Here is a 19,697-nt window from a genome sequence, read left to right as displayed (position 1 = left end):
GTTTGAATCTTGTTTTAGTAAAAAATAAAACTTTTTAAAAGTGAAATTCTTAAACAACGCTTTTTTACGTCACAAAATTAAAATTGCGGTTTTGCTTTTTACATTTCCATTATATGTAACTGCTCAAACCGAAATAAATTCTCAGAAAAAAGAAATCTGTCCGCCCAAAACCATTTTCGAAATCTTTAAAAAAAGTGATTCGACTTTAATAGTTAAACCAACCAAAAACAATTTTTTTTTGGTAATTCCTGCAATTGGTTCACAGCCAGCAACCGGATTCTTTTTTGGTGCCGTTGCACAATATACTTTCAAAGGAAAACAAGAAGCAGATAAATATTCAGTTGCCAATCTGGGTGTTATTTACACGCTCAAAAAACAGTGGATGATTAATGTAAAAAATAATATTCTGCTCAAAAACAACCGGATATTTTTAAGCGGTGATTATCGGATGTATATATTCTCACAGCCCAATTATGGTTTAGGGACCGATATAATTCCGCCCCGTCGCGATCAGGAACCGGGTTTTAGTATTGATTCCCTCGCTCAGGAAATGGATTATAATTATTTCAAATTTCACCAAACGGCTTCATTCGAAGTAAGGAAGAATTTTTATGTTGGCGGAGGCATCAATATAGATTGGTATACCAATATTAAGGATAAAGAATTAGATATTGAAAATGGAAATTTAACCTACCATTATAATTACAGCCAGAAGCACGGTTTTGATGATTTAGAATATTTTCTCACCGGTATAAGTTTTAATCTCGTTTACGATTCTCGGGATAATCAGGTAAATTCTTCTAAAGGGTGGTTTGCCAATATCAATTATCGTTTTAATCCTGTGTTGTTTGATAATCAAAAGTATAGTAATATTTTATATGCAGAATATCGAAATTTTATTCCGCTTTCGCGAAAAAATGATCGATATATTCTTGGAATCTGGGCTTACGGACAATTTGTAACCAGAGGTGAAGTTCCGTATTTAAACCTGCCTGCAATTGGGTGGGATCAGCGAAGCAGGAGCGGAGAAGGTTATACTCAGGGATTATTCAGGGGGAACGGACTTATTTATCTTTCTACAGAATTTAGGTTTCCTATAACCTGCAATCAAATGCTGAGCGGTGCAGTTTTTACCAATTTTGTAACGGCTAGTAATTCTGATAATAATGTTTCACTATTTCATTCTATCCAGCCTGCAGCAGGTCTTGGTCTCCGAATTTTAATCGACAAAAAAACACGTACAAATTTAGTTGTCGATAATGCGTGGGGAAATAATTCGAAAGGATTTTATCTTAATGCAGGTGAAACTTTTTGAATATGTAATTGTGTTTTGTTTTATTAAGTAATTGATTTTGTGTGTTTTGCATTGTTGTTTGAGAGAAAAACCTTAATTTTAACATACCATTTAACTTTCAAACACAATGATTTATGAAACAGTACAGTTTATTATTAGTTGTGTTCCTGTCGGCGATAGGAATACAGGCTCAGGATGCGAGATCTTTTTCACTTAATTTGTATGGTGGTTATAACTTTTCGGATGAGCTGGATTATGATGGTTATTCTGCAACAATTGAAGATGGATTTCAATACGGAGCAGGATTTGAGTATTTCTTTTCAACAAACAACTCAGTTGAGGTAAAGTATTTAAGATCAGATGTAAAAATACCTTTTTATGACCAAGCAGGAATTCAGAGAAATGCTGGAAACGATAAAGGAACTTTTAATTACATTCTTGCAGATTTTACCCATTATTTTGATACAGGATCTAATCTTCTGCCTTATTTGGGTGCCGGTGCCGGGGTTGGTATTGTAGAATCGCCTCAGGGCGGAAGTGGTACTTATTTTGCATGGGATGTAAAGGGCGGAGTCAAAATTAAAACGGCTTCATCAGTTTCTGTTAATCTTAACGCTTATTTACAATCGATGTCGGCAGCAGTTGGAGAGAGCTATTATTGGTCGTATTGGGTTGGACCCGTTGCGGTTGATGATTATATTTCTACTTTTCAATTTGGACTTGGAGCCGTTGTGAGTTTTAATTTTAAAAATTAGAAAAGAATTTAATTCATTAGATAATGATAAAATACTATTTAACACATAGAAACATAGACTCTAATAGTTGATAAAATTAAAATAAAGAACACATCATTTTATTAGTAACAAAATCTATGTTTTTATGTGTTTAATTAACTACAACGTATATAACTTATAAGTAAGAATAAGCAGCTAAATGAGGCTGCTTTTTTTATGTTCCATTATAAATGTTCATAATTAAATCATAATTTACAACTGTTATGAATACTATTTTTGAACTCAATCCTTATTTTTGTTGTATATACAAATTAATATGAAGTTACTAATAGTCGAAGATGAACCAAATCTTTTATCGATTTTACGTAAGGGATTTGCCGAAAATAACAACGAAGTAAGTGTGGCTATGGATGGGACAACTGCCCTGGAAATGATTCACAATTATAACTTTGATGTTGTTGTTTTAGACGTAATGCTGCCGGATATTAACGGAATCGAGATTTGCAGAAGGCTTCGCGCCAGTAAAAACTTTGTACCTATTTTACTTTTGACGGCTTTAGGAACTTCGGAAAACATTGTAACGGGACTTAATTCAGGGGCCGATGATTATCTGGTAAAGCCTTTTAAATTTGGGGAACTTGATGCCCGTGTAAATGCCCTGAACAGAAGAGCACATCAGGAAACGGATAAAATTGATGTGATTACTATTGGTGATTTAGAAATAAACGGACGTGCCAAAACTGTAAAAAGAGAGGGAGAATCGATTATTTTAACGGCAAAAGAATTTAAATTACTATATTATTTAGGTAAAAATGCCGGAAGAATTGTTTCCCGCGATCAGATTTTAGATAACGTTTGGGATATTAATTTTGATATGAATACCAATGTAGTCGATGTATATATTACGTATTTAAGAAAAAAAGTGGACAAACCTTTTAAAACCAAACTTATTCATACCATGAAAGGTTTAGGTTATGTTATAAAGCCATAAAATGGATATTAGAAAAAAAATTACTTTTACTTACGTAGCCCTTTCTACCTTTAGTACCTTGCTATTGAGTATAGTAGTATTCGTTTTATTTAGAGAAAACAACCGTTATCATTTCTTAAAAAGGCTTGAAGACCGTGCAAAAATTGTAGCTTCCATTCATTTTCAGCACGATCCGGAAAAAATCAAATATTACAGTAACTTAAAGAAAAACGGACTGGAAGAACTGATTGAAGAAGAAGAATATGTTCTTAAAATCAACAGTGCCAATAGTTTTGATTATAATACCAAATTAAATCTTCCAAATAAGTTTTATTCGAATATTCTTGCTACCGGCGAGGACTATTTTGAAGTTAACAGCAAATATTATCTTGGACAGGTTTTTACAGAAAGAGATCAAAAATATATTGTAATTATTGGTGCACGTGATCGCAGAGGAAAAACTACGACTGTTTATATTATCAAAATATTGGCTTTTGGAGGTATTGCATTTATACTTTTGGCTTTCTTTTTAGGACGATTTCTGGCAAAGCGAGTTATTAATCCTGTGGCGAGAATCACTAAAGAAGTAAATCGAATCAGCGCTTCCAATCTTCATAATCGACTACCAGCTGTTAAAAACTCTGACGAAATTTCAGATCTTACAGAAACCTTCAACGATATGCTGGACAGGCTTGAAACCTCTTTTGAAATTCAGGCCAACTTTATTAATAATGCTTCACACGAATTAAAAACGCCAATTACAACCATTATTGCCGAGTCTGAAATTATGCTTCTTAAAGAACGTGAAGTAGCAGAATACGTTGAGTCATTACAAAATATTTACAGTCAGGCTTCAAGATTAGGAAACCTGACCGAAAGTCTATTGAAATTGACGCAAACAGGTTACGATGGAAATAAACAGGTTTTGGATATTGCCAGAATTGATGAATTATTACTGGAAGTAAAATCAGATTTAGATAAAATTTTCCCGGATAATCGTGTCAGCATTAAAATGAATTTTGCGCCAAAAGATTCTAATCTGCTTTTAATTCCTTGTAATAAACCGCTTTTAGAACTGGCAATAAATAATATTATTACCAACGGTGTTAAATATTCAGATAATAATGAGGTATTTGTAACGCTTTCGGCAAATCAGGATGCGATACGAATTTCGATTAATGATATCGGGATTGGAATTCCGCCTGAAGATATTCCGCATTTGTATGAACCTTTCTTTAGAGGGAAAATTGCAGCCCGATATATAGGCTACGGCTTAGGACTTCCATTGGCTTCAAAGATCATTCGTATGCACGATGGCGAAATACAAGTACAATCGGAACAAAATAAAGGCACCATTGTAACAATCATCTTTAAGAAAACAAATCTTAAAAAGCACAACATTAAAAAATCTAATGTTGAATCTTAGAAAAATCTAATTTAAGATTAAGACTCTTCTAATTTACAGGGAGTTATTTTGTATGTATAAACTATAAAGAGTGTACATATGAAAAATTTCCTTATACCTACTACTTTAAAAGATGATACAATTTCTGCTGTAAAATCAGCAATTAGTCAGGCAAAAGAATCAGACTGCGAGATTGTTTTAATGATGGTTTCTGATACTCCGGATGCATTTTCGTCCTCTAATTTTTTAAGAGAAATGAGAACCGGACTTACCAAAAGTCAGGAAGAAGTTCTCGAAACCTGCAGATATATGATTGATCATACTAAAAACTGCAAAATCAAAATCCACAATCAATACGGACTTTCATCTCCTATCTTTAGAGGAATCATCGAACATTTTACTGTAAAATTAGTCATTCTGACCTATTCTTATAAACAAGAAACGAAACGCATTCACCAATATTTAGTGCAGTTAGCGGCCAATCAAAAATGTCCGATTCTGCATTTAGGAAACGAGCAGTTCAAACAAGATTTTACAAAAGCACTTTATATCGAAAACAGCAGTGCCAATGTACACATAAAAGATGTGCAGCAATATTTAAACGAGAATTTCTCGTATGAAATTGTAAGCCAGACTTCAAAGATTGATGACAATTATGAAGAAGTAGCGCCTTATTTGACTGAAGCGATTTCAAAATACGAAATTGATTTACTGGTAGAAACCCGTAAAGGCGAAAAAATCAAATTTAAAAAAGTAAAAAAACAAGACATTAATGAAAAACTGGGACTTCCCGTACTTTCATTGTATGAAGAAACAGTTTAAATCTTTGTAGTAATTAGTGAATAGAATTGATCCTAAAGACAAATCGCTTTTTGACTAATTGCTAAGGACTAGATAATATTAATTTAATTTAAAACCGAAAATATGTTATTAAGAAAAAGAATACCAATGAAGTACGTTCTCGGGAAAATTAAAGTAGAAATCCTTCTGGTATTGGCTTACACCGTACTATTTGAAATATTTCATCACTATTTTGTAACACTTCCCGTAGATATTCCAATTGCGATTCCAACCATGATTGGAACCATTATTTCCTTATTATTAGCTTTTAAGTCAAATCAGGCTTATGATCGCTGGTGGGAAGCCCGCATTGTTTGGGGAGCAGTTGTAAACGATTCCAGAACCTTAATTCGTCAGGTTTTGACGTTTTATAAAGACCCGGATTTTTCTGTTGAAGCAAGTGAATTCAAAGAAAACTTTGCTAAAAGGCAAATAGCATGGTGTTATAGTTTAGGACAGTCGCTTAGAAACCGAGACGCTATAAAGCCATTAAAAGGATTAATGAGTGATGAAGAAATAAAATACATCAAAAATCATCAAAATGTTCCAAATGCTATTTTGATGCTTCATGCACGTGATCTTCGAAATGCTAAAATCGAGAAAAAAATCAATATGTACCAACAAGTTGAAATCGATAATACATTATCGCGATTATGCGATGAAATGGGGAAATGCGAGAGAATTAAAAACACGATTTTCCCAACTACATACAGTATGTATATTAGATTGACTTTGTGTTTATTTATTTTACTACTCCCATTTGGGTTAACAAGTGTATTAAGCTGGTTTGCGATTCCGTTGATTACAGCAATTGGCGGTGCTTTCTTTTTGATCGAAAGAATGGCTATTCATTTACAGGATCCGTTTGAAAATAGACCAACAGATACGCCTGTTACCACAATTGCCAATACAATTGAAAAAAATATCAAGCAAATGCTGAATGAATATCAAAGCGAATTTGATATTCTGAAAGAATTTGATCTAAACGACGAACCTAAGAAAGTCGAAAAAGACGCTTATTTCGTTTTATAACGTTTTAATTTTGGTCTCTTTAATTAATTGTTGGCCGGATAGTGAGTAGTTGCACTGTCCGGTTTTTTTATATAAAACTTACTTTTAAATACCTATAAATAAGCATACTACATTGCAAATAAAAAGATAATTGAAAAAATCTGGATTTTAAAATATAGCTATGTGTGTTTAGTATAAGTGAAAAACGTCTTTATTGACAGAGAAAAACTACGTTATATGTGTTTAGAAAATTTTCTAAATACTTTTCGCTGCCAACCTCCCCAAAGTTCGAATAGATTCACGTAATTCATTCGTCCATGGAAGCCCAAAACTCAAACGCATGCAATTCGAAAATTGATTTTGAAAAGAGAAGATCCTTCCTGGTGCGATACTTATATTATGCTTAAGAGCCAAATGATAAAAAGCAGCAGTGTCAATTTTTTTATCCAATTCGACCCAAAGGAAAAATCCGCCTTGTGGCTGACTTACTTTTGTTCCTGCCGGAAAAGATTCTAAAACAGTATTGATGTAATTATTACAATTTCGGTTCAAAATTTGACGGATTTTACGAAGATGATTTTCATAACGTCCGTTCTTTAAAAAATCGCCTACCACTTCATGCGTAATAGTAGGAGAGGAGATCGTATGATATAATTTTGTTCTCAGGATTTCTTTTTTAAATTTTCCGGGAGAAACCCATCCAACGCGGTAACCCGGTGCCAGAGTTTTAGAAACCGAACTGCAGCAAAGTACAATCCCGCTTTCGTCATAGGTTTTACAACTGGTTGGACGGCTTGCGCCAAAGTATAAATCGCCGTGAATATCATCTTCAATTAACGGAACATTGTAAAAATCCATTAAACGTACAATTTCCTTTTTATGTTCGTTTGGCATCATGCTTCCGGACGGATTGCTGAAATTACTCATCAAAACACAAGCTTTAACTTTGTTTGCTGCAAGTGTTTTTTTAACCGCTTCCAGTTCAATTCCAGTTGTCATATTAGTTGGAAGTTCCATTACATATAAACCCAAAGAACGAGCCAGCTGCAGAATCCCAAAATACACCGGACTTTCGGTAATAATTGTGTCTCCCGGTTTTGTCAAAGCCAGTAAACAATCTGAAATAGCCGAAATACAGCCTGGAGTTGTAATAATATCTTCTTCAGTCAAAGAACCGCCCCAGGTAAAAGACCAGCGCGCAATCTCTTTTCTTAAATTACTGTTTCCCTGAATTTCCTCATAACTGGTGCCGCTGTTTGGTAATTGACGCATCGCCTGAACCATTCCTTTATTCAGTTTTGCAATTGGAAGCAGTTCGTTTGAAGGAAAACCAAGCGAAAGCATCGTGAGATCTTTTTTACGCATATCGCCATAAACCAAGTCGACTAAATCTTCGCGTTCAATATTTTCGACACTCAAAATTGGTGTACTGGCCGATGGCTCGGGAATAGTTCGCGCCGAAATATTACTTACATAATAACCAGACTGCGGACGCGATTCAATCAACGATCTGCTTTCAACTTCATAGTAGGCCTTGCTTACCGTACTCATGCTGTAACCCGTTTCTGCACAGACTTCCCGTATCGATGGGAGTTTGTCGCCAACATTTAAAAGTCCGGACTTTATCTGTTTTTCGATAACGTCTGCAAATTGAAGATACAAGTAATTTGAGCTTTTCATAAAATAAACTGTTATGCTGCAATTTACAAAAACTGTATCTGTATTGCTATTTTATTTTTTAAGAAATTTGCCTCTTCTAAAAAACATAAAACTGTCGTGAAAACCACAAAATACTACATTGCCGCTATTACTGCCTATACTGTTTGGGGATTTTTCAGTTTGGTTTTAAAACCAATTCATGAATATCCGGCGCTCGATATTTTGTTTTACCGTGTTTTCAGTTGTAGTATTTTAATGCTTTTAATTACTTTTTTGTTCAAAAGAAAAGCATTTCAGGAAACCATTACCATTTTCAAATCCTTATCTGATTTACAAAAGAAAAAAGCAGTTTTGTTAAACATTGGCGGCAGCTTTTTTTTAATGGCAAACTGGTTTACTTTCATTTATGTAATGAATCACGTTAGTGTAAAAGCTACTTCTTTAGCCTATTTAGTATGCCCTATTTTAACCACTCTGCTGGCCTTTTTCATTTTAAAAGAAAAACTCGCTAAAACGCAGTGGATTGCTGTAAGTCTAAGTATTCTGGGATGTCTGCTTTTATCGTATGCCGATATTATGGATATGTTTTTTAGTATTATAATTGGCTTAACCTATGCTTGTTACCTTGTAAGTCAGCGTGTTAATAAAGGTTTTGACAGATTTATTGTGTTGACTTTTCATATTACTTTGGCAGCCATTTTATTATTTCCATTTTACCCGGAATACAGCGGGTCAATTCCAACTGAATTTAAATTTTATTTCTGTATAGAAACCATCGCCATTGCATTTACAATCATTCCGTTGTTCCTAAACTTGTACGCGCTTTCAGGAATTAACTCATCAACAGTTGGAATGTTGCTAAATATAAATCCGATGATTGCTTTTTTATTGGCAAATTTTGTCTATCACGAAAAAATCAGTGCTTTGCAAATCAGTGCTTACGGCATTATTTTTATTGCAGTGTTAGTTTTTAATTCACATCATATTTTTGCTATAAAACAGAAATATATCCTGTCGTCTAAAGATTCTCACTAAGTTAATCTTGTATTTTTTATTGGTTTAAGGTATAAAATTACGAGAATCTTAACAGGAATATTAAACAGGAATGAGTATTTTTCATTCCTGTTTTTTTATGCAGTAAAATGAAATGTATGCCACAGATTATACAGACTAAAAGAATTATTTTCTTCGCGTAGAAAGTTAGCAGCGAATTACACAAATTTCCACGAATTCAAACTAATTCTTAAACAATTTGAATTCGTGGAAATTTGTGTAATTCGCTGCTAAAAAAATCCCTTTAACCTGTATAATCTGCGGCAAAAAATAAAAACAAAATAAAAACCGAATCTCTATTATATGAAACCAGCTAAACTTCAAGCCTTTACTCCGTTGTTTTATTTAGTGTGGTCTGATGATCTTTTGACTCAAAAGGAATTCACAACACTAAAAGAATTTATAAAATCCCAAAAAGCACTTTCAGCCGAAGAACAAGAATATCTTATTTCAAAAGTTGATATTTCAAATCCGCCTTCGCGAAATGAACTCGCACAATGGAAACTGGATATTGAAAAAAGTATTCAGGATAGATCGTCTATAAAGTCTATTTTTGATATTGCCCTGGCACTTTCGGATAAAGATTTGGATATTTCATCCATAGAATCAGATTTCACAAAACTTGAAAATGATCTTGGAATTTTAGGCGAAGAAGCACTTCAAAATTTCAAAACAAAAGCACATTCTTTTACCGCAAATTCGCAGACAACAAGCAATTTTGATATTCAGAAAATAACTGAATTTCTGGACGGAAAAGAAGCACCCATCATAAAAAAGGTAAAATCTATTATTTCCCGACCTGAATTTGCTTACGAAACGTCTACAGATATAAACGTTTTCCGTCAAACGGTTTACAATTGGTGTAAAATTCTAGCCGATGAAAACCTGGGAAATATGGCCTATCCAAAGGAACACGGAGGAGGAGGCAATGTAGAAGATTATTTTGCTATTATGGAAACGCTTAGTTATCACGATTTAAGTTTAGTGATAAAATTTGGTGTTCAGTTTGGGCTTTGGGGAATGAGCGTTCAGTCTCTCGGAACCGAAAAACATTACGCTAAATATTTAAAAGATATTGGTTCATTAAAACTTCCGGGTTGTTTTGCGATGACCGAAACACATCACGGATCGAACGTAAAAGGGCTTGAAACCACAGCAACATATAGTCATAATAATCAGACTTTTACAATTCATACACCAAATAAAAATGCTCAGAAAGAATATATTGGAAACGCAGCAGTTCACGGGCAAATGGCAACGGTTTTTGCTAAATTAATTATCGACGATCATGATTATGGCGTAAATGCTTTTGTGGTGCCTTTGCGCGATACAAGCGGGAATACTGTAAACGGTGTTACAATTGGAGACTGTGGCCATAAAATGGGATTAAATGGCGTTGATAACGGAACAATTAGTTTTGATAATGTAGTGATTCCGAAAGAAAATATGCTGGATCGTTTTGCTTCTGTAAACGATAAAGGCGAATTCGAAAGCCCAATTCCGAGTGATAACCGAAGATTTTTTACCATGTTAGGAACTTTGGTAGGAGGAAGAATTGGTATTCCGCGTTCGGCTTTGGCTGCAGCCAAATCTGGATTAACAATTGCCATTCGTTACAGTGATCAGCGTCGACAATTTGGTCCCGAAGGCGGATCTGAAGTTCCAATTCTAAATTATAGAATGCACCAACGCAGATTATTACCACATTTAGCTAAAACCTATGCCGTTCATTTTGCACTTCAATATCTTACCAAAAGATTTTTGAATAAAACAGAAGAAGAAATGCAGGAAATTGAAGCTCTTGCAGCCGGTATGAAATCATACTCAACCTGGAGTACAAGAGATATTCTGCAGGAATGTCGTGAAGCTTGCGGCGGAAAAGGCTATTTATCTGAAAACAGAATCGACGCTTTAAAAAATGATACTGAAATTTACACCACTTTTGAAGGTGATAATACCGTTTTAATGCAATTAGTAGCAAAAAATCGTTTATCAGAATTCAGAAAGGCTTTTGGTGAAATGGGATCTTTAGGAATCATAAATTATGTCTACGAAAATGCCAAAACCGCTATTACAGAAAAAAATCCAATTGCGACACGTAAAACAGACGATGAACATTTGCTTGACGCCGAATTTCATCTGCAGGCTTTTGTACACAGAGAAAAAACGATTCTGGCATCTGCAGCAAGACGTATCAAAAAATTGGTCGACGGCGGTTTAGAAGCTTATGATGCTTTTAATGTTGTGCAGCATCAAATGATTGATGTGGCTCAGGCTTATTTGGAACGCATTGTTTTAGAGCAGTTTCAGGAAGCAGTTAAAGCAATCGAAGACGAAAAATCAAAACAAATATTGACAAAATTATACCAATTATATGCGCTTTCGCAGATAGAAAAAAACAAAGCCTGGTATTTGGAAGACGGTTATATGGAAGCTGTGAAAACCAAAGCAGTCCGTAAAATTGTAAATCAGCTTTGCTGGGATATTCGTCCTGATGCAGTGGCCTTAGTAAATGCTTTTGATATTCCTGAAAGCTGTCTGGCTGCGCCAATTGCGGTTTAGTTTTTTACATCAGAATAATAATATAAGATTTATTAAGTTTTTTTGATAGGCTTTGTCAGAGTTTAAAACTTTGACAAAGCTTTTTTCTTTTAATTAAGAACAACACAAAGGTTTACGTTCTTAGGAATGGCAAGATTGTGGAGAATAGCAATTATTTTTAATTTTTGTAACTTTTTTTATAGCACTTATATTTTGTTGTAATTTTTTCTTATACCATAAAAGTATAAATCATTGTTTTTATTATAGTAATTTGATTTTTCGAAATCCTGAATATTCATAGTATAAAGTGTTTTTTCTGTTTTCACTTTATTATATTTGTACGTTTCATTTATCTTTTAATTAGTTTGAAAAATCTATTTCAGTTTCTTTTCATCGTTCTTATCTGCTTTCCTGTTTTTGCATCGGATAGTACTGATATTATTTTAACTAAGCTCAATTTTGCTTTAAAAAATAAGGAACATTATGTAAGGCTGAAAGAAGAGCGTATTTTAAACTTCAAAAAAATTAAATCAGATAACTTAACTAAAGAGCAGGAATACAATTACAACAAAACGTTATATATAGAATACCAAAAATTCAATTCAGATTCGGCGATATTTTATGTCAAAAAGAATTTAAAAATTGCCAGTCAGCTTCAAAATAAAGAATTGGAAGATTTGGCTAATCTACAATTGGTAACACTGTATTCTTCATCAGGAAAATACCGCGAATCTGAGGCACTGATAAAAAGTATAGATAAAAAGAAACTGCCGGTATCTCTGCTTCCTGCATATTATATTGCTTATCGCGAATTTTTTGAACATTATGCTGCAAATAGTTATGATATAAAATACCTTCATCAAATACAAAAATACCGTGATTCTTTGTTAACTGTCTTAGATCCTAATACTTTAAACTATAAAATCACTAAGATTCAGCAGGGTATGTCTCGAAAACAACTGGGAAATGCTCAAAAGCAGTTGATGATTTTATTAGATAAGGTAAAAGAAGATGATCCGCAGTATGCTATGATTACCTATTTATTGGGTAGTATTTATGAAATTACACATCAGCTTGAACTTAGAAAAAAATATTTTGCACTTTCGGCTACAGCCGATCTTAAAAATGCAAATAAAGACAATGCTTCACTGCAGGAACTGGCATTAGTTTTTTATGAAATTGGTGATGTTGATATGGCGTATAAACTTACACAATCGGCAATCGAAGATGCTTTGTATTGTAATGTGCAATTCCGCACACTTTTAATGTCAGAAGTATATTCGATTATTAATACAGTTTATTTAGAAAAAGAAGCCAAGCGAAAAACCGAATTGCAATTGTATCTTTTGTGTATCAGTTTATTATCGGCATTTTTAATTGCAGCCGTCATTTACGTTTATAAACAAATGAAAAAAGTTTCGAGAATTCGAGGTGAATTGTATGAAACCAGTCAGAAATTAGCGAAATTAAATGAGGAAATTACCGAAACTAATAACCAGCTGCAGGAACGTAACGCGCAATTATCAGAATCAAATCATATTAAAGAGGAATATATTGCGCATTTTTTCAGCCTTTGTTCTACTTATATCAATAAGCTGGAGAATTACCGAATCATCTTAAACAAAAAAGCAACGGCCAAACAGTTTGATGAAATTTATAAAATGCTAAAGTCAACAACTTTGGTTGATAATGAACTTGAAGAATTGTATAAAAACTTTGATATTATTTTCCTGAATTTGTATCCCACTTTTGTAAAAGACTTCAACGCACTTTTAATTAAAGAAGAACAGATCATTTTAAAACAAGGAGAATTACTAAATACTGAACTTCGTATTTTCGCTTTAATCCGACTTGGAATTACAGATAGTGTTAAGATAGCAGCATTTCTTCGTTATTCTTTAAGCACAATTTACAACTATAGAACCAGAGCTCGAAATAAAGCGGCTGTTTCTCGAAACGATTTCGAAGAAATGGTCATAAAAATAGGTTTAATTACATTGAAAATCTAAAGATTTATTTTAAAATCACTACTTTTTTTGGTGTATATTTTTTATTAAAAAATTGATAATCAATATTTTAATTTTTTAAGTCACTACTTTTTTTCGTTTAAAAATTCAAAACAAACTATAACGTTTTAGCTTTACAATATTATTAAAAGGTACAGATGACCACTAGTATCTTTAATTAAATTGAATGCTTAAATAAATAATAGTTATGTTTAAAAACGTTAAAACAATCGTTGTTTTAGTTTTATTGAGTTCATTCGGGTTGAATGCACAAAATAAAGTTCCGGTTTATCTTGATGATAAAAAGCCAATTAATGAGCGTGTAGAAGATGCGCTTAAGCGAATGACAACCGAAGAAAAAATTGCCATGATTCATGCGCAGTCAAAATTTAGTTCACCTGGTGTGAAACGTTTAGGAATTCCGGAAAACTGGATGACCGACGGACCTCACGGAATTCGTACCGAAGTAAAATGGGACGAATGGGATCAGGCAGGATGGACAAATGACTCTTGTATTGCATTCCCGGCTTTAACAGCACTTTCTTCAACATGGAATAAAGAATTGTCTTCTTTATACGGAAAATCCATTGGAGAAGAAGCACGTTTCCGAAACAAAAACGTACTATTAGGACCTGGAGTAAACATTTACAGAAGTCCATTAAACGGTCGTAACTTCGAATATATGGGAGAAGATCCGTTTTTAGCATCAAAAATGGTTGTTCCTTATATTAAAGGTGTTCAGGCAAACGGTGTTGCAGCCTGCGTAAAACACTTCGCATTAAACAATCAGGAAACAAATCGTAATTCTGTAAACGTAGTTGTTGATGATCGCGCCTTGTATGAAATTTACCTGCCGGCTTTTAAGGCAGCAGTTCAGGAAGGTGATGTTTGGTCAATTATGGGATCTTACAATAAATATAAAGGACAGCAATGCTGCCACAATGAATACTTATTAAACGATATTCTTCGCGGAGAATGGGGTTTTAAAGGTGTTGTAGTTTCTGACTGGGGAGGTGTAAATGATACTAAACAAGCTATCCACAATGGTTTGGATATGGAATTTGGTTCTTGGACAAATGGACTTTCGTGGGGAACAAGTAATGCTTATGACAATTACTATTTAGCAAAACCGTATTCAGAAATGATTAGAAAAGGCGAGATAGGAACGAAAGAATTAGATGAAAAAGTACGTCGCATTTTACGTTTGTCTTTCCTGACTACAATGGATAGAAACCGTCCTTTTGGATCTTTTGGAACACAAGAACACGCAGATGCGGGGCGTAAGATTGCTGAAGAAGGAATTGTTTTATTGCAAAACACAAACAATATTCTGCCAATTAACCTTTCTAAAACGAAGAAAATTGCAGTAATTGGTGAAAATGCAATTAAAATGATGACTGTAGGAGGAGGAAGTTCTTCTCTAAAAGCACGTTATGAAATTACACCTCTTGAAGGTTTAAAGAAAAGAATTGGAAATGAGGCTGAAATAGTGTACGCTCGTGGTTATGTTGGGGATCCAACAAGTAATTATAACGGAGTTATTGCTAAAGTGAGTTTAGAAGAAAAACGTCCGCAGGCTGAATTAACTGCCGAAGCTTTAAAAGCGGCTAAAGATGCTGATATTGTTCTTTTTATTGGAGGTTTGAATAAAAGCGAAAATCAGGATGACGAAGGACATGATCGTAAACATTTAGAATTACCTTATGGCCAGGATAAATTAATAAGCGAATTAGCGAAAGTAAATAAAAACATTGTTTTCGTAAATATTTCCGGAAATGCAGTGGCAATGCCTTGGACTAAAGAAGTTCCGGGAATTGTTCAGGGATGGTTTTTAGGTACTGAAGCTGGAAATGCACTCGCAAATGTTTTAGTTGGAGATGTAAATCCTTCCGGGAAATTATCTTTTACATTCCCAGTAAAATTAGCTGATAACGGAGCTCATGCTTTAGGAGAATTTCCGGGCGGAGATGAAGTAAAATACAACGAAGGAATTTTTGTTGGATACCGTTGGGTTGATAAAAACAAAATTAAACCCTTGTTCCCTTTTGGTCACGGATTAAGCTACACGACTTTTGCATACGGAAAAGTAACAGCTGATAAAAAACAAGTTTCAAGCAGCGATAGAATTACATTTTCTGTGAATGTTAAAAATACAGGAAGCAGAGAAGGATCTGAAGTTGTACAACTTTACATAAGCGATTTAAAATCTTCATTACCGCGTCCGGTAAAAGAATTAAAAGGATTTGAAAAAGTTTCGCTTAAAGCGGGAGAAGAAAAAACAGTTACGTTTACAATTGATAAAACGGCTTTAAGTTTCTTTGATGATAAAAAACACGACTGGGTTGCTGAACCGGGAGCTTTTGAAGCAATTGTTGGGGCATCTTCAACAGATATAAAATCTAAAGTGGGCTTCTCACTTCAATAATTTCATTATTTCTAAATTGGTTGGTTTGTAAAGCTGCAAGTATAAAAATTTGCAGCTTTGCTTTTGTAAATTTAACCGCTTAGATGTTTTTTTTTACCATTAAGATAGTAAGGATCATTAAAGGAAAGCCTGTTTTTTATTATTTTGAATGGACTAAAATATTAAGTACATAGCTTAATTAACTTAATATCTTAATGGTAAAAAATAAAAACACTTTATTGATTTAAAAAGAAACACAAAATGAAGAAAATTTTACTTGGCGCAATAACTTTATTTCTAGCACAAAACCTTTCGGCACAAAGCCTGAATAAAATGCAGTGGTTTAATGAACCTGAAAAATGGGAAATTAAAAACAATGCCTTAATAATGAATGTGACTGCCAACAGCGATTACTGGAGAATTTCGCATTACGGATTCACGGTTGATGATGCGCCTTTTTACTACGCCATTTATGGAGGTGAATTCGAAACCAAAGTAAAAATTACAGGAAACTATATCGCTCGTTTTGACCAAATGGGATTAATGATTCGCGTTGACGAGAAAAACTACATTAAAACCGGAGTTGAATTTGTTGATGGTAAATTCAATATTAGTACAGTTGTAACGCACGACAAAAGCGATTGGAGCGTAACAACTCTAGAAAAAGCACCGCCTTTTGTGTGGATTAAAGCGGTTAGAAGATTAGATGCTGTTGAGGTATTCTATTCTTTTGATGATAAAAACTACATCATGACCAGAAATGCACCTTTACAGGATAATACGCCTGTACAAGTTGGATTAATGGCGGCTTCTCCAGACGGAAAAGGTTTTGAAGCTAAATTTGAAAACTTTACCGTAAAACATTTACCAGATCAGAGAAGATCAGAATGGCTTAAAAATCACCAATAATTGTTACTTGTGAATTAATCAATTATAAACCAACCATAACAATTAATAATTAACCATTATTATGAATGACATTAAACCAAAAAAACATTACGAAATTTTGGACGGTCTGCGTGGAGTTGCGGCTATTTTAGTCGTTGCTTTTCATATTTTCGAAGCTTTTAGCGGAGGCAGCCGTTTTATACAAATTATAAATCATGGATATTTAGCTGTTGATTTCTTTTTTCTTTTATCAGGATTTGTTGTGGCGTATGCTTACGACGACCGCTGGGGGAAAATGACACAATGGGAATTCTACAAACGCCGATTAATTCGCTTACAGCCAATGGTAATCATGGGAATGATCATTGGAGCGATTTTTTATTATTTGCAGGCTTCAGATATATTATTTCCGCAAATTGCCGGAATGGAAGTCTGGAAGTTAATTGTAACCATGGTAATTGGTTTTACCTTATTGCCAATTCCGCCTTCATTAGAAATTAGAGGGTGGGGAGAAATGCATCCTTTAAATGGTCCGGCATGGTCACTTTTTTTCGAATATATTGCTAACATCTTGTACGCCCTAATTTTTCGCAAATTTTCGAATAAAGTGCTGTCGGTTTTGGTACTGATATTTGCCGGACTGTTAATTAACTATACTGTTTTCGGCCCTAAGGGAGATGTTATTGGCGGATGGTCATTAAACCTGGAACAAATGAATGTGGGTTTCACCCGATTATTGTATCCGTTTTTTGCGGGAGTTTTATTATCTCGTTTAGGTAAATTAATTCACTTAAAAGGGGCTTTTTGGGTTTGCAGTATTTTAATTACCATAGTTTTGGCACTGCCTAGATTTGGAGACGAAAATAGTTTATGGATGAATGGTTTATACGAATCTTTCTGTATTATTTTAATCTTCCCGTTAATCGTAGCAATAGGTGCAGGCGGACAAATTAAAAGCGCATTTTCAGCCAGAATATGTAAACTGCTTGGTGATATTTCCTATCCCATTTATATTACACATTACCCGTTAATTTATTGGTTTACCGCTTGGGTTGTAGATAATAAAGTTACAATGCAAGAAGGATATATGTTAGGAATAGGTCTTTTAATAGCCAGCATTGTTTTGGCTTATTTATGTTTAAAATTATATGATGAACCTGTTCGTAACTGGCTTCAGAATAAATTTCAGAAAAGAAGGAGTGTAGTGTAGGTTCAAAGGGACAAAGATGCAAAGGATCATAGTGAAAAACTTTGTCCCTTTGAACCTCCCATTCTGAATCTAAATGAAAATATTGAATTTCTACATTTTGTTAGTTATGGAATTTCAAAGAAAGGGATGAAGCATTTTGTTTCATCCCTTTTGTTTTTTAAGAACCAACACAATTAAGAAAAATCCTTGTCCTCTGAACTTTTGCTTTTTTAAACATTAATTTAAACCAATTCATAAAAATTTCGTTTTCCTATTTTAATTTTGGTTTCTTTTTCCAGCAGAATCAATTCGTACGGATTTAGAATTTTTTCGTGATTAATCTGTACAGCACCACTTTCAATCAATCTTCTGTTTGCCGATTTTGTAATGTCATTTTTAATTAAAGCACAAAGATCAATAAGCGCCATTTTATCTGATTCACATCCTAAAGAAGAAATCATAACCTTGATAAATGATTTTGCTTCAACGTTTTTGCTCTGAAACTGATTAATAAAAAAATCTTCAGCATCTTCAGCGCTTTTTGTATCATGGTATTGAGAAATGATATTTTTCGCAATCAATTTTTTAATGTTCATTGGATTTTCCTGTTCCAGCCTTTTTTTGATTTCTTGTTTTTCATCAAAAGTAAAATCAGTAGTTAAATCTAAAAACTCTACAATAAGATGATCAGGAATCGACATTGTTTTTCCAAACATTTCGTTAGGTTCATCCGTTAGACCTATAATATTATTCAGGGATTTACTCATTTTTTCCTTTCCGTCCAAACCTCTCAATAAAGGCATACACATTACAATTTGCGGCGATTTTTTAAAGGTTTCCTGCAATTGTCTTCCCATCGTGCAATTAAAAAGCTGATCTGTACCGCCCATTTCAATATCGGCATTGATTTTAACCGAATCGAAACCCTGCAAAATTGGGTAAACTAATTCATGCATGGCTATTGGTGTATTTTCAGTAAACCGTTTGTTAAAATCATTTCTTTGCATAAGCTGTGCAACCGTTACGTTTGACATAATCTGAATGACTTCAGAAAAAGAAAGTGCATCGAGCCATTCAGAATTAAAAGCTATCTGTGCTTTTTCTACATCAATAATTTTTGATAATTGTGTAATGTAAGTTTCAGCATTGTGCCGCACTTCTTCAGGGTTTAAAGGTTTTCGGCTTTTGTTTTTTCCGGTTGGATCGCCAATTCTGGCCGTAAAACTTCCTACCAAAATCACAATTTGATGTCCTAAATCCTGAAATTGTTTTAATTTTTTTAATACAACAGCATGACCTAAATGCAAATCCGGAGCAGTAGGGTCAAAGCCTAATTTGATGATCAGTTTTCTGTTTTCTTTTTCAGCCTGATTTAATTTTTCTTCCAGACCATTTTCCGGAAGGAAGATTGCGGTGTTTTCTTTAAGTTTTTGAATTGTTTCCATTTTTTTGAAAATAAAAAAGCCCGGACAAAATGCCCGGGCTTTAAGGTTTATATAATTTATATACTAATTTACAGTTGTGAATACGTTGAATTATATGCATAGCCTATCCGAGCAGATATTATTGCATAATAATAAGTGCTGAAAAAAGGAAGGCGTAATATGCTGTTCAGGAATTTCATGACTGCAAAGATAAAATTTTTAATTATGCTATTCAAAAAAACTTAGTACCTCAGAATCTTAGAGTCTTAGTCTTTAAAA

At 33.8% G+C, this 19,697-nt stretch carries 14 protein-coding genes; 12 read left to right on the top strand and 2 right to left on the bottom strand.

Annotation, left to right across the window (positions count from 1 at the left end; translation table 11 throughout):
• Positions 1-40 precede the first annotated feature (40 nt).
• From L1276_RS03650 to L1276_RS03625, 6 genes are all read left to right on the top strand, one after another.
• Positions 41-1,315 (top strand): BamA/TamA family outer membrane protein, encoded by a 1,275-nt coding sequence (locus L1276_RS03650; protein WP_253785556.1) that lies wholly within the window; start codon positions 41-43, stop codon positions 1,313-1,315.
• Between the two features lie 113 nt (positions 1,316-1,428).
• Complete coding sequence (locus L1276_RS03645) at positions 1,429-2,049, top strand: outer membrane beta-barrel protein (protein ID WP_253785554.1); 621 nt, start codon at positions 1,429-1,431, stop codon at positions 2,047-2,049.
• Positions 2,050-2,344: 295 nt separating this feature from the next.
• The gene (locus L1276_RS03640) at positions 2,345-3,019 is read left to right on the top strand and encodes a response regulator transcription factor (protein ID WP_253785552.1); all 675 of its coding nucleotides are present in this window, start codon (positions 2,345-2,347) and stop codon (positions 3,017-3,019) included.
• Between the two features lies 1 nt (position 3,020).
• The gene (locus tag L1276_RS03635) at positions 3,021-4,424 is read left to right on the top strand and encodes a HAMP domain-containing sensor histidine kinase (protein WP_253785550.1); all 1,404 of its coding nucleotides are present in this window, start codon (positions 3,021-3,023) and stop codon (positions 4,422-4,424) included.
• A 78-nt stretch (positions 4,425-4,502) separates the two neighbouring features.
• Complete coding sequence (locus L1276_RS03630; protein ID WP_253785548.1) at positions 4,503-5,225, top strand: hypothetical protein; 723 nt, start codon at positions 4,503-4,505, stop codon at positions 5,223-5,225.
• Positions 5,226-5,327: 102 nt separating this feature from the next.
• Positions 5,328-6,275, top strand: coding sequence for a bestrophin family protein (locus tag L1276_RS03625; RefSeq protein WP_371924128.1), 948 nt, complete (start codon positions 5,328-5,330; stop codon positions 6,273-6,275).
• A gap of 234 nt (positions 6,276-6,509) precedes the next feature.
• Here the strand turns inward: L1276_RS03625 and L1276_RS03620 are convergent, their stop codons facing one another.
• Positions 6,510-7,934, bottom strand: a complete 1,425-nt coding sequence (locus tag L1276_RS03620) for a PLP-dependent aminotransferase family protein (protein ID WP_253785544.1) — start codon at positions 7,932-7,934, stop codon at positions 6,510-6,512.
• A gap of 96 nt (positions 7,935-8,030) precedes the next feature.
• Here L1276_RS03620 and L1276_RS03615 point away from each other — a divergent pair, with 96 nt between their 5' ends.
• The 6 genes from L1276_RS03615 to L1276_RS03590 all read left to right on the top strand — a co-directional run bounded on the left by L1276_RS03615 (position 8,031) and on the right by L1276_RS03590 (position 18,015).
• A complete protein-coding gene (locus tag L1276_RS03615; RefSeq protein WP_253785542.1) occupies positions 8,031-8,948 on the top strand; it encodes an EamA family transporter in 918 nt (305 codons plus the stop codon).
• Positions 8,949-9,269: 321 nt separating this feature from the next.
• On the top strand, positions 9,270-11,528 hold the full coding sequence (locus L1276_RS03610) for an acyl-CoA dehydrogenase (protein WP_253785540.1): 2,259 nt from the start codon (positions 9,270-9,272) through the stop codon (positions 11,526-11,528).
• 344 nt (positions 11,529-11,872) lie between these two features.
• Positions 11,873-13,516 (top strand): DUF6377 domain-containing protein, encoded by a 1,644-nt coding sequence (locus tag L1276_RS03605; RefSeq protein WP_253785538.1) that lies wholly within the window; start codon positions 11,873-11,875, stop codon positions 13,514-13,516.
• A 205-nt stretch (positions 13,517-13,721) separates the two neighbouring features.
• On the top strand, positions 13,722-15,938 hold the full coding sequence (locus L1276_RS03600; RefSeq protein ID WP_253785537.1) for a glycoside hydrolase family 3 C-terminal domain-containing protein: 2,217 nt from the start codon (positions 13,722-13,724) through the stop codon (positions 15,936-15,938).
• Positions 15,939-16,178: 240 nt separating this feature from the next.
• Positions 16,179-16,826 carry a DUF1349 domain-containing protein gene (locus tag L1276_RS03595; RefSeq protein WP_253785535.1) on the top strand — a complete coding sequence of 216 codons (648 nt, stop codon included), beginning with the start codon at positions 16,179-16,181 and terminating at the stop codon, positions 16,824-16,826.
• 61 nt (positions 16,827-16,887) lie between these two features.
• Complete coding sequence (locus L1276_RS03590; RefSeq protein ID WP_253785533.1) at positions 16,888-18,015, top strand: acyltransferase; 1,128 nt, start codon at positions 16,888-16,890, stop codon at positions 18,013-18,015.
• Positions 18,016-18,236: 221 nt separating this feature from the next.
• Here the strand turns inward: L1276_RS03590 and tyrS are convergent, their stop codons facing one another.
• Positions 18,237-19,439, bottom strand: a complete 1,203-nt coding sequence (gene tyrS / locus L1276_RS03585) for a tyrosine--tRNA ligase (RefSeq protein ID WP_253785531.1) — start codon at positions 19,437-19,439, stop codon at positions 18,237-18,239.
• Positions 19,440-19,697 lie beyond the last annotated feature (258 nt).

It is taken from the genome of Flavobacterium sp. HSC-32F16 (genome assembly GCF_024171645.1).
GTDB lineage: Bacteria > Bacteroidota > Bacteroidia > Flavobacteriales > Flavobacteriaceae > Flavobacterium.
The sequence above is the reverse complement of the archived record's forward strand: the minus strand, read 5'-3'. Positions and strand labels throughout refer to the sequence as shown.

Bases quoted from the DNA above. Each gene is read 5' to 3' on its own strand.
- L1276_RS03610 (WP_253785540.1), top strand. From the start codon at position 9,270: ATGAAACCAGCTAAACTTCAAGCCTTTACTCCGTTGTTTTATTTAGTG.
- L1276_RS03645 (WP_253785554.1), top strand. From the start codon at position 1,429: ATGAAACAGTACAGTTTATTATTAGTTGTGTTCCTGTCGGCGATAGGA.
- L1276_RS03590 (WP_253785533.1), top strand. From the start codon at position 16,888: ATGAATGACATTAAACCAAAAAAACATTACGAAATTTTGGACGGTCTG.
- tyrS (WP_253785531.1), bottom strand. From the start codon at position 19,439: ATGGAAACAATTCAAAAACTTAAAGAAAACACCGCAATCTTCCTTCCG.
- L1276_RS03635 (WP_253785550.1), top strand. From the start codon at position 3,021: ATGGATATTAGAAAAAAAATTACTTTTACTTACGTAGCCCTTTCTACC.
- L1276_RS03620 (WP_253785544.1), bottom strand. From the start codon at position 7,934: ATGAAAAGCTCAAATTACTTGTATCTTCAATTTGCAGACGTTATCGAA.
- L1276_RS03640 (WP_253785552.1), top strand. From the start codon at position 2,345: ATGAAGTTACTAATAGTCGAAGATGAACCAAATCTTTTATCGATTTTA.
- L1276_RS03625 (WP_371924128.1), top strand. From the start codon at position 5,328: ATGTTATTAAGAAAAAGAATACCAATGAAGTACGTTCTCGGGAAAATT.
- L1276_RS03630 (WP_253785548.1), top strand. From the start codon at position 4,503: ATGAAAAATTTCCTTATACCTACTACTTTAAAAGATGATACAATTTCT.
- L1276_RS03595 (WP_253785535.1), top strand. From the start codon at position 16,179: ATGAAGAAAATTTTACTTGGCGCAATAACTTTATTTCTAGCACAAAAC.
- L1276_RS03600 (WP_253785537.1), top strand. From the start codon at position 13,722: ATGTTTAAAAACGTTAAAACAATCGTTGTTTTAGTTTTATTGAGTTCA.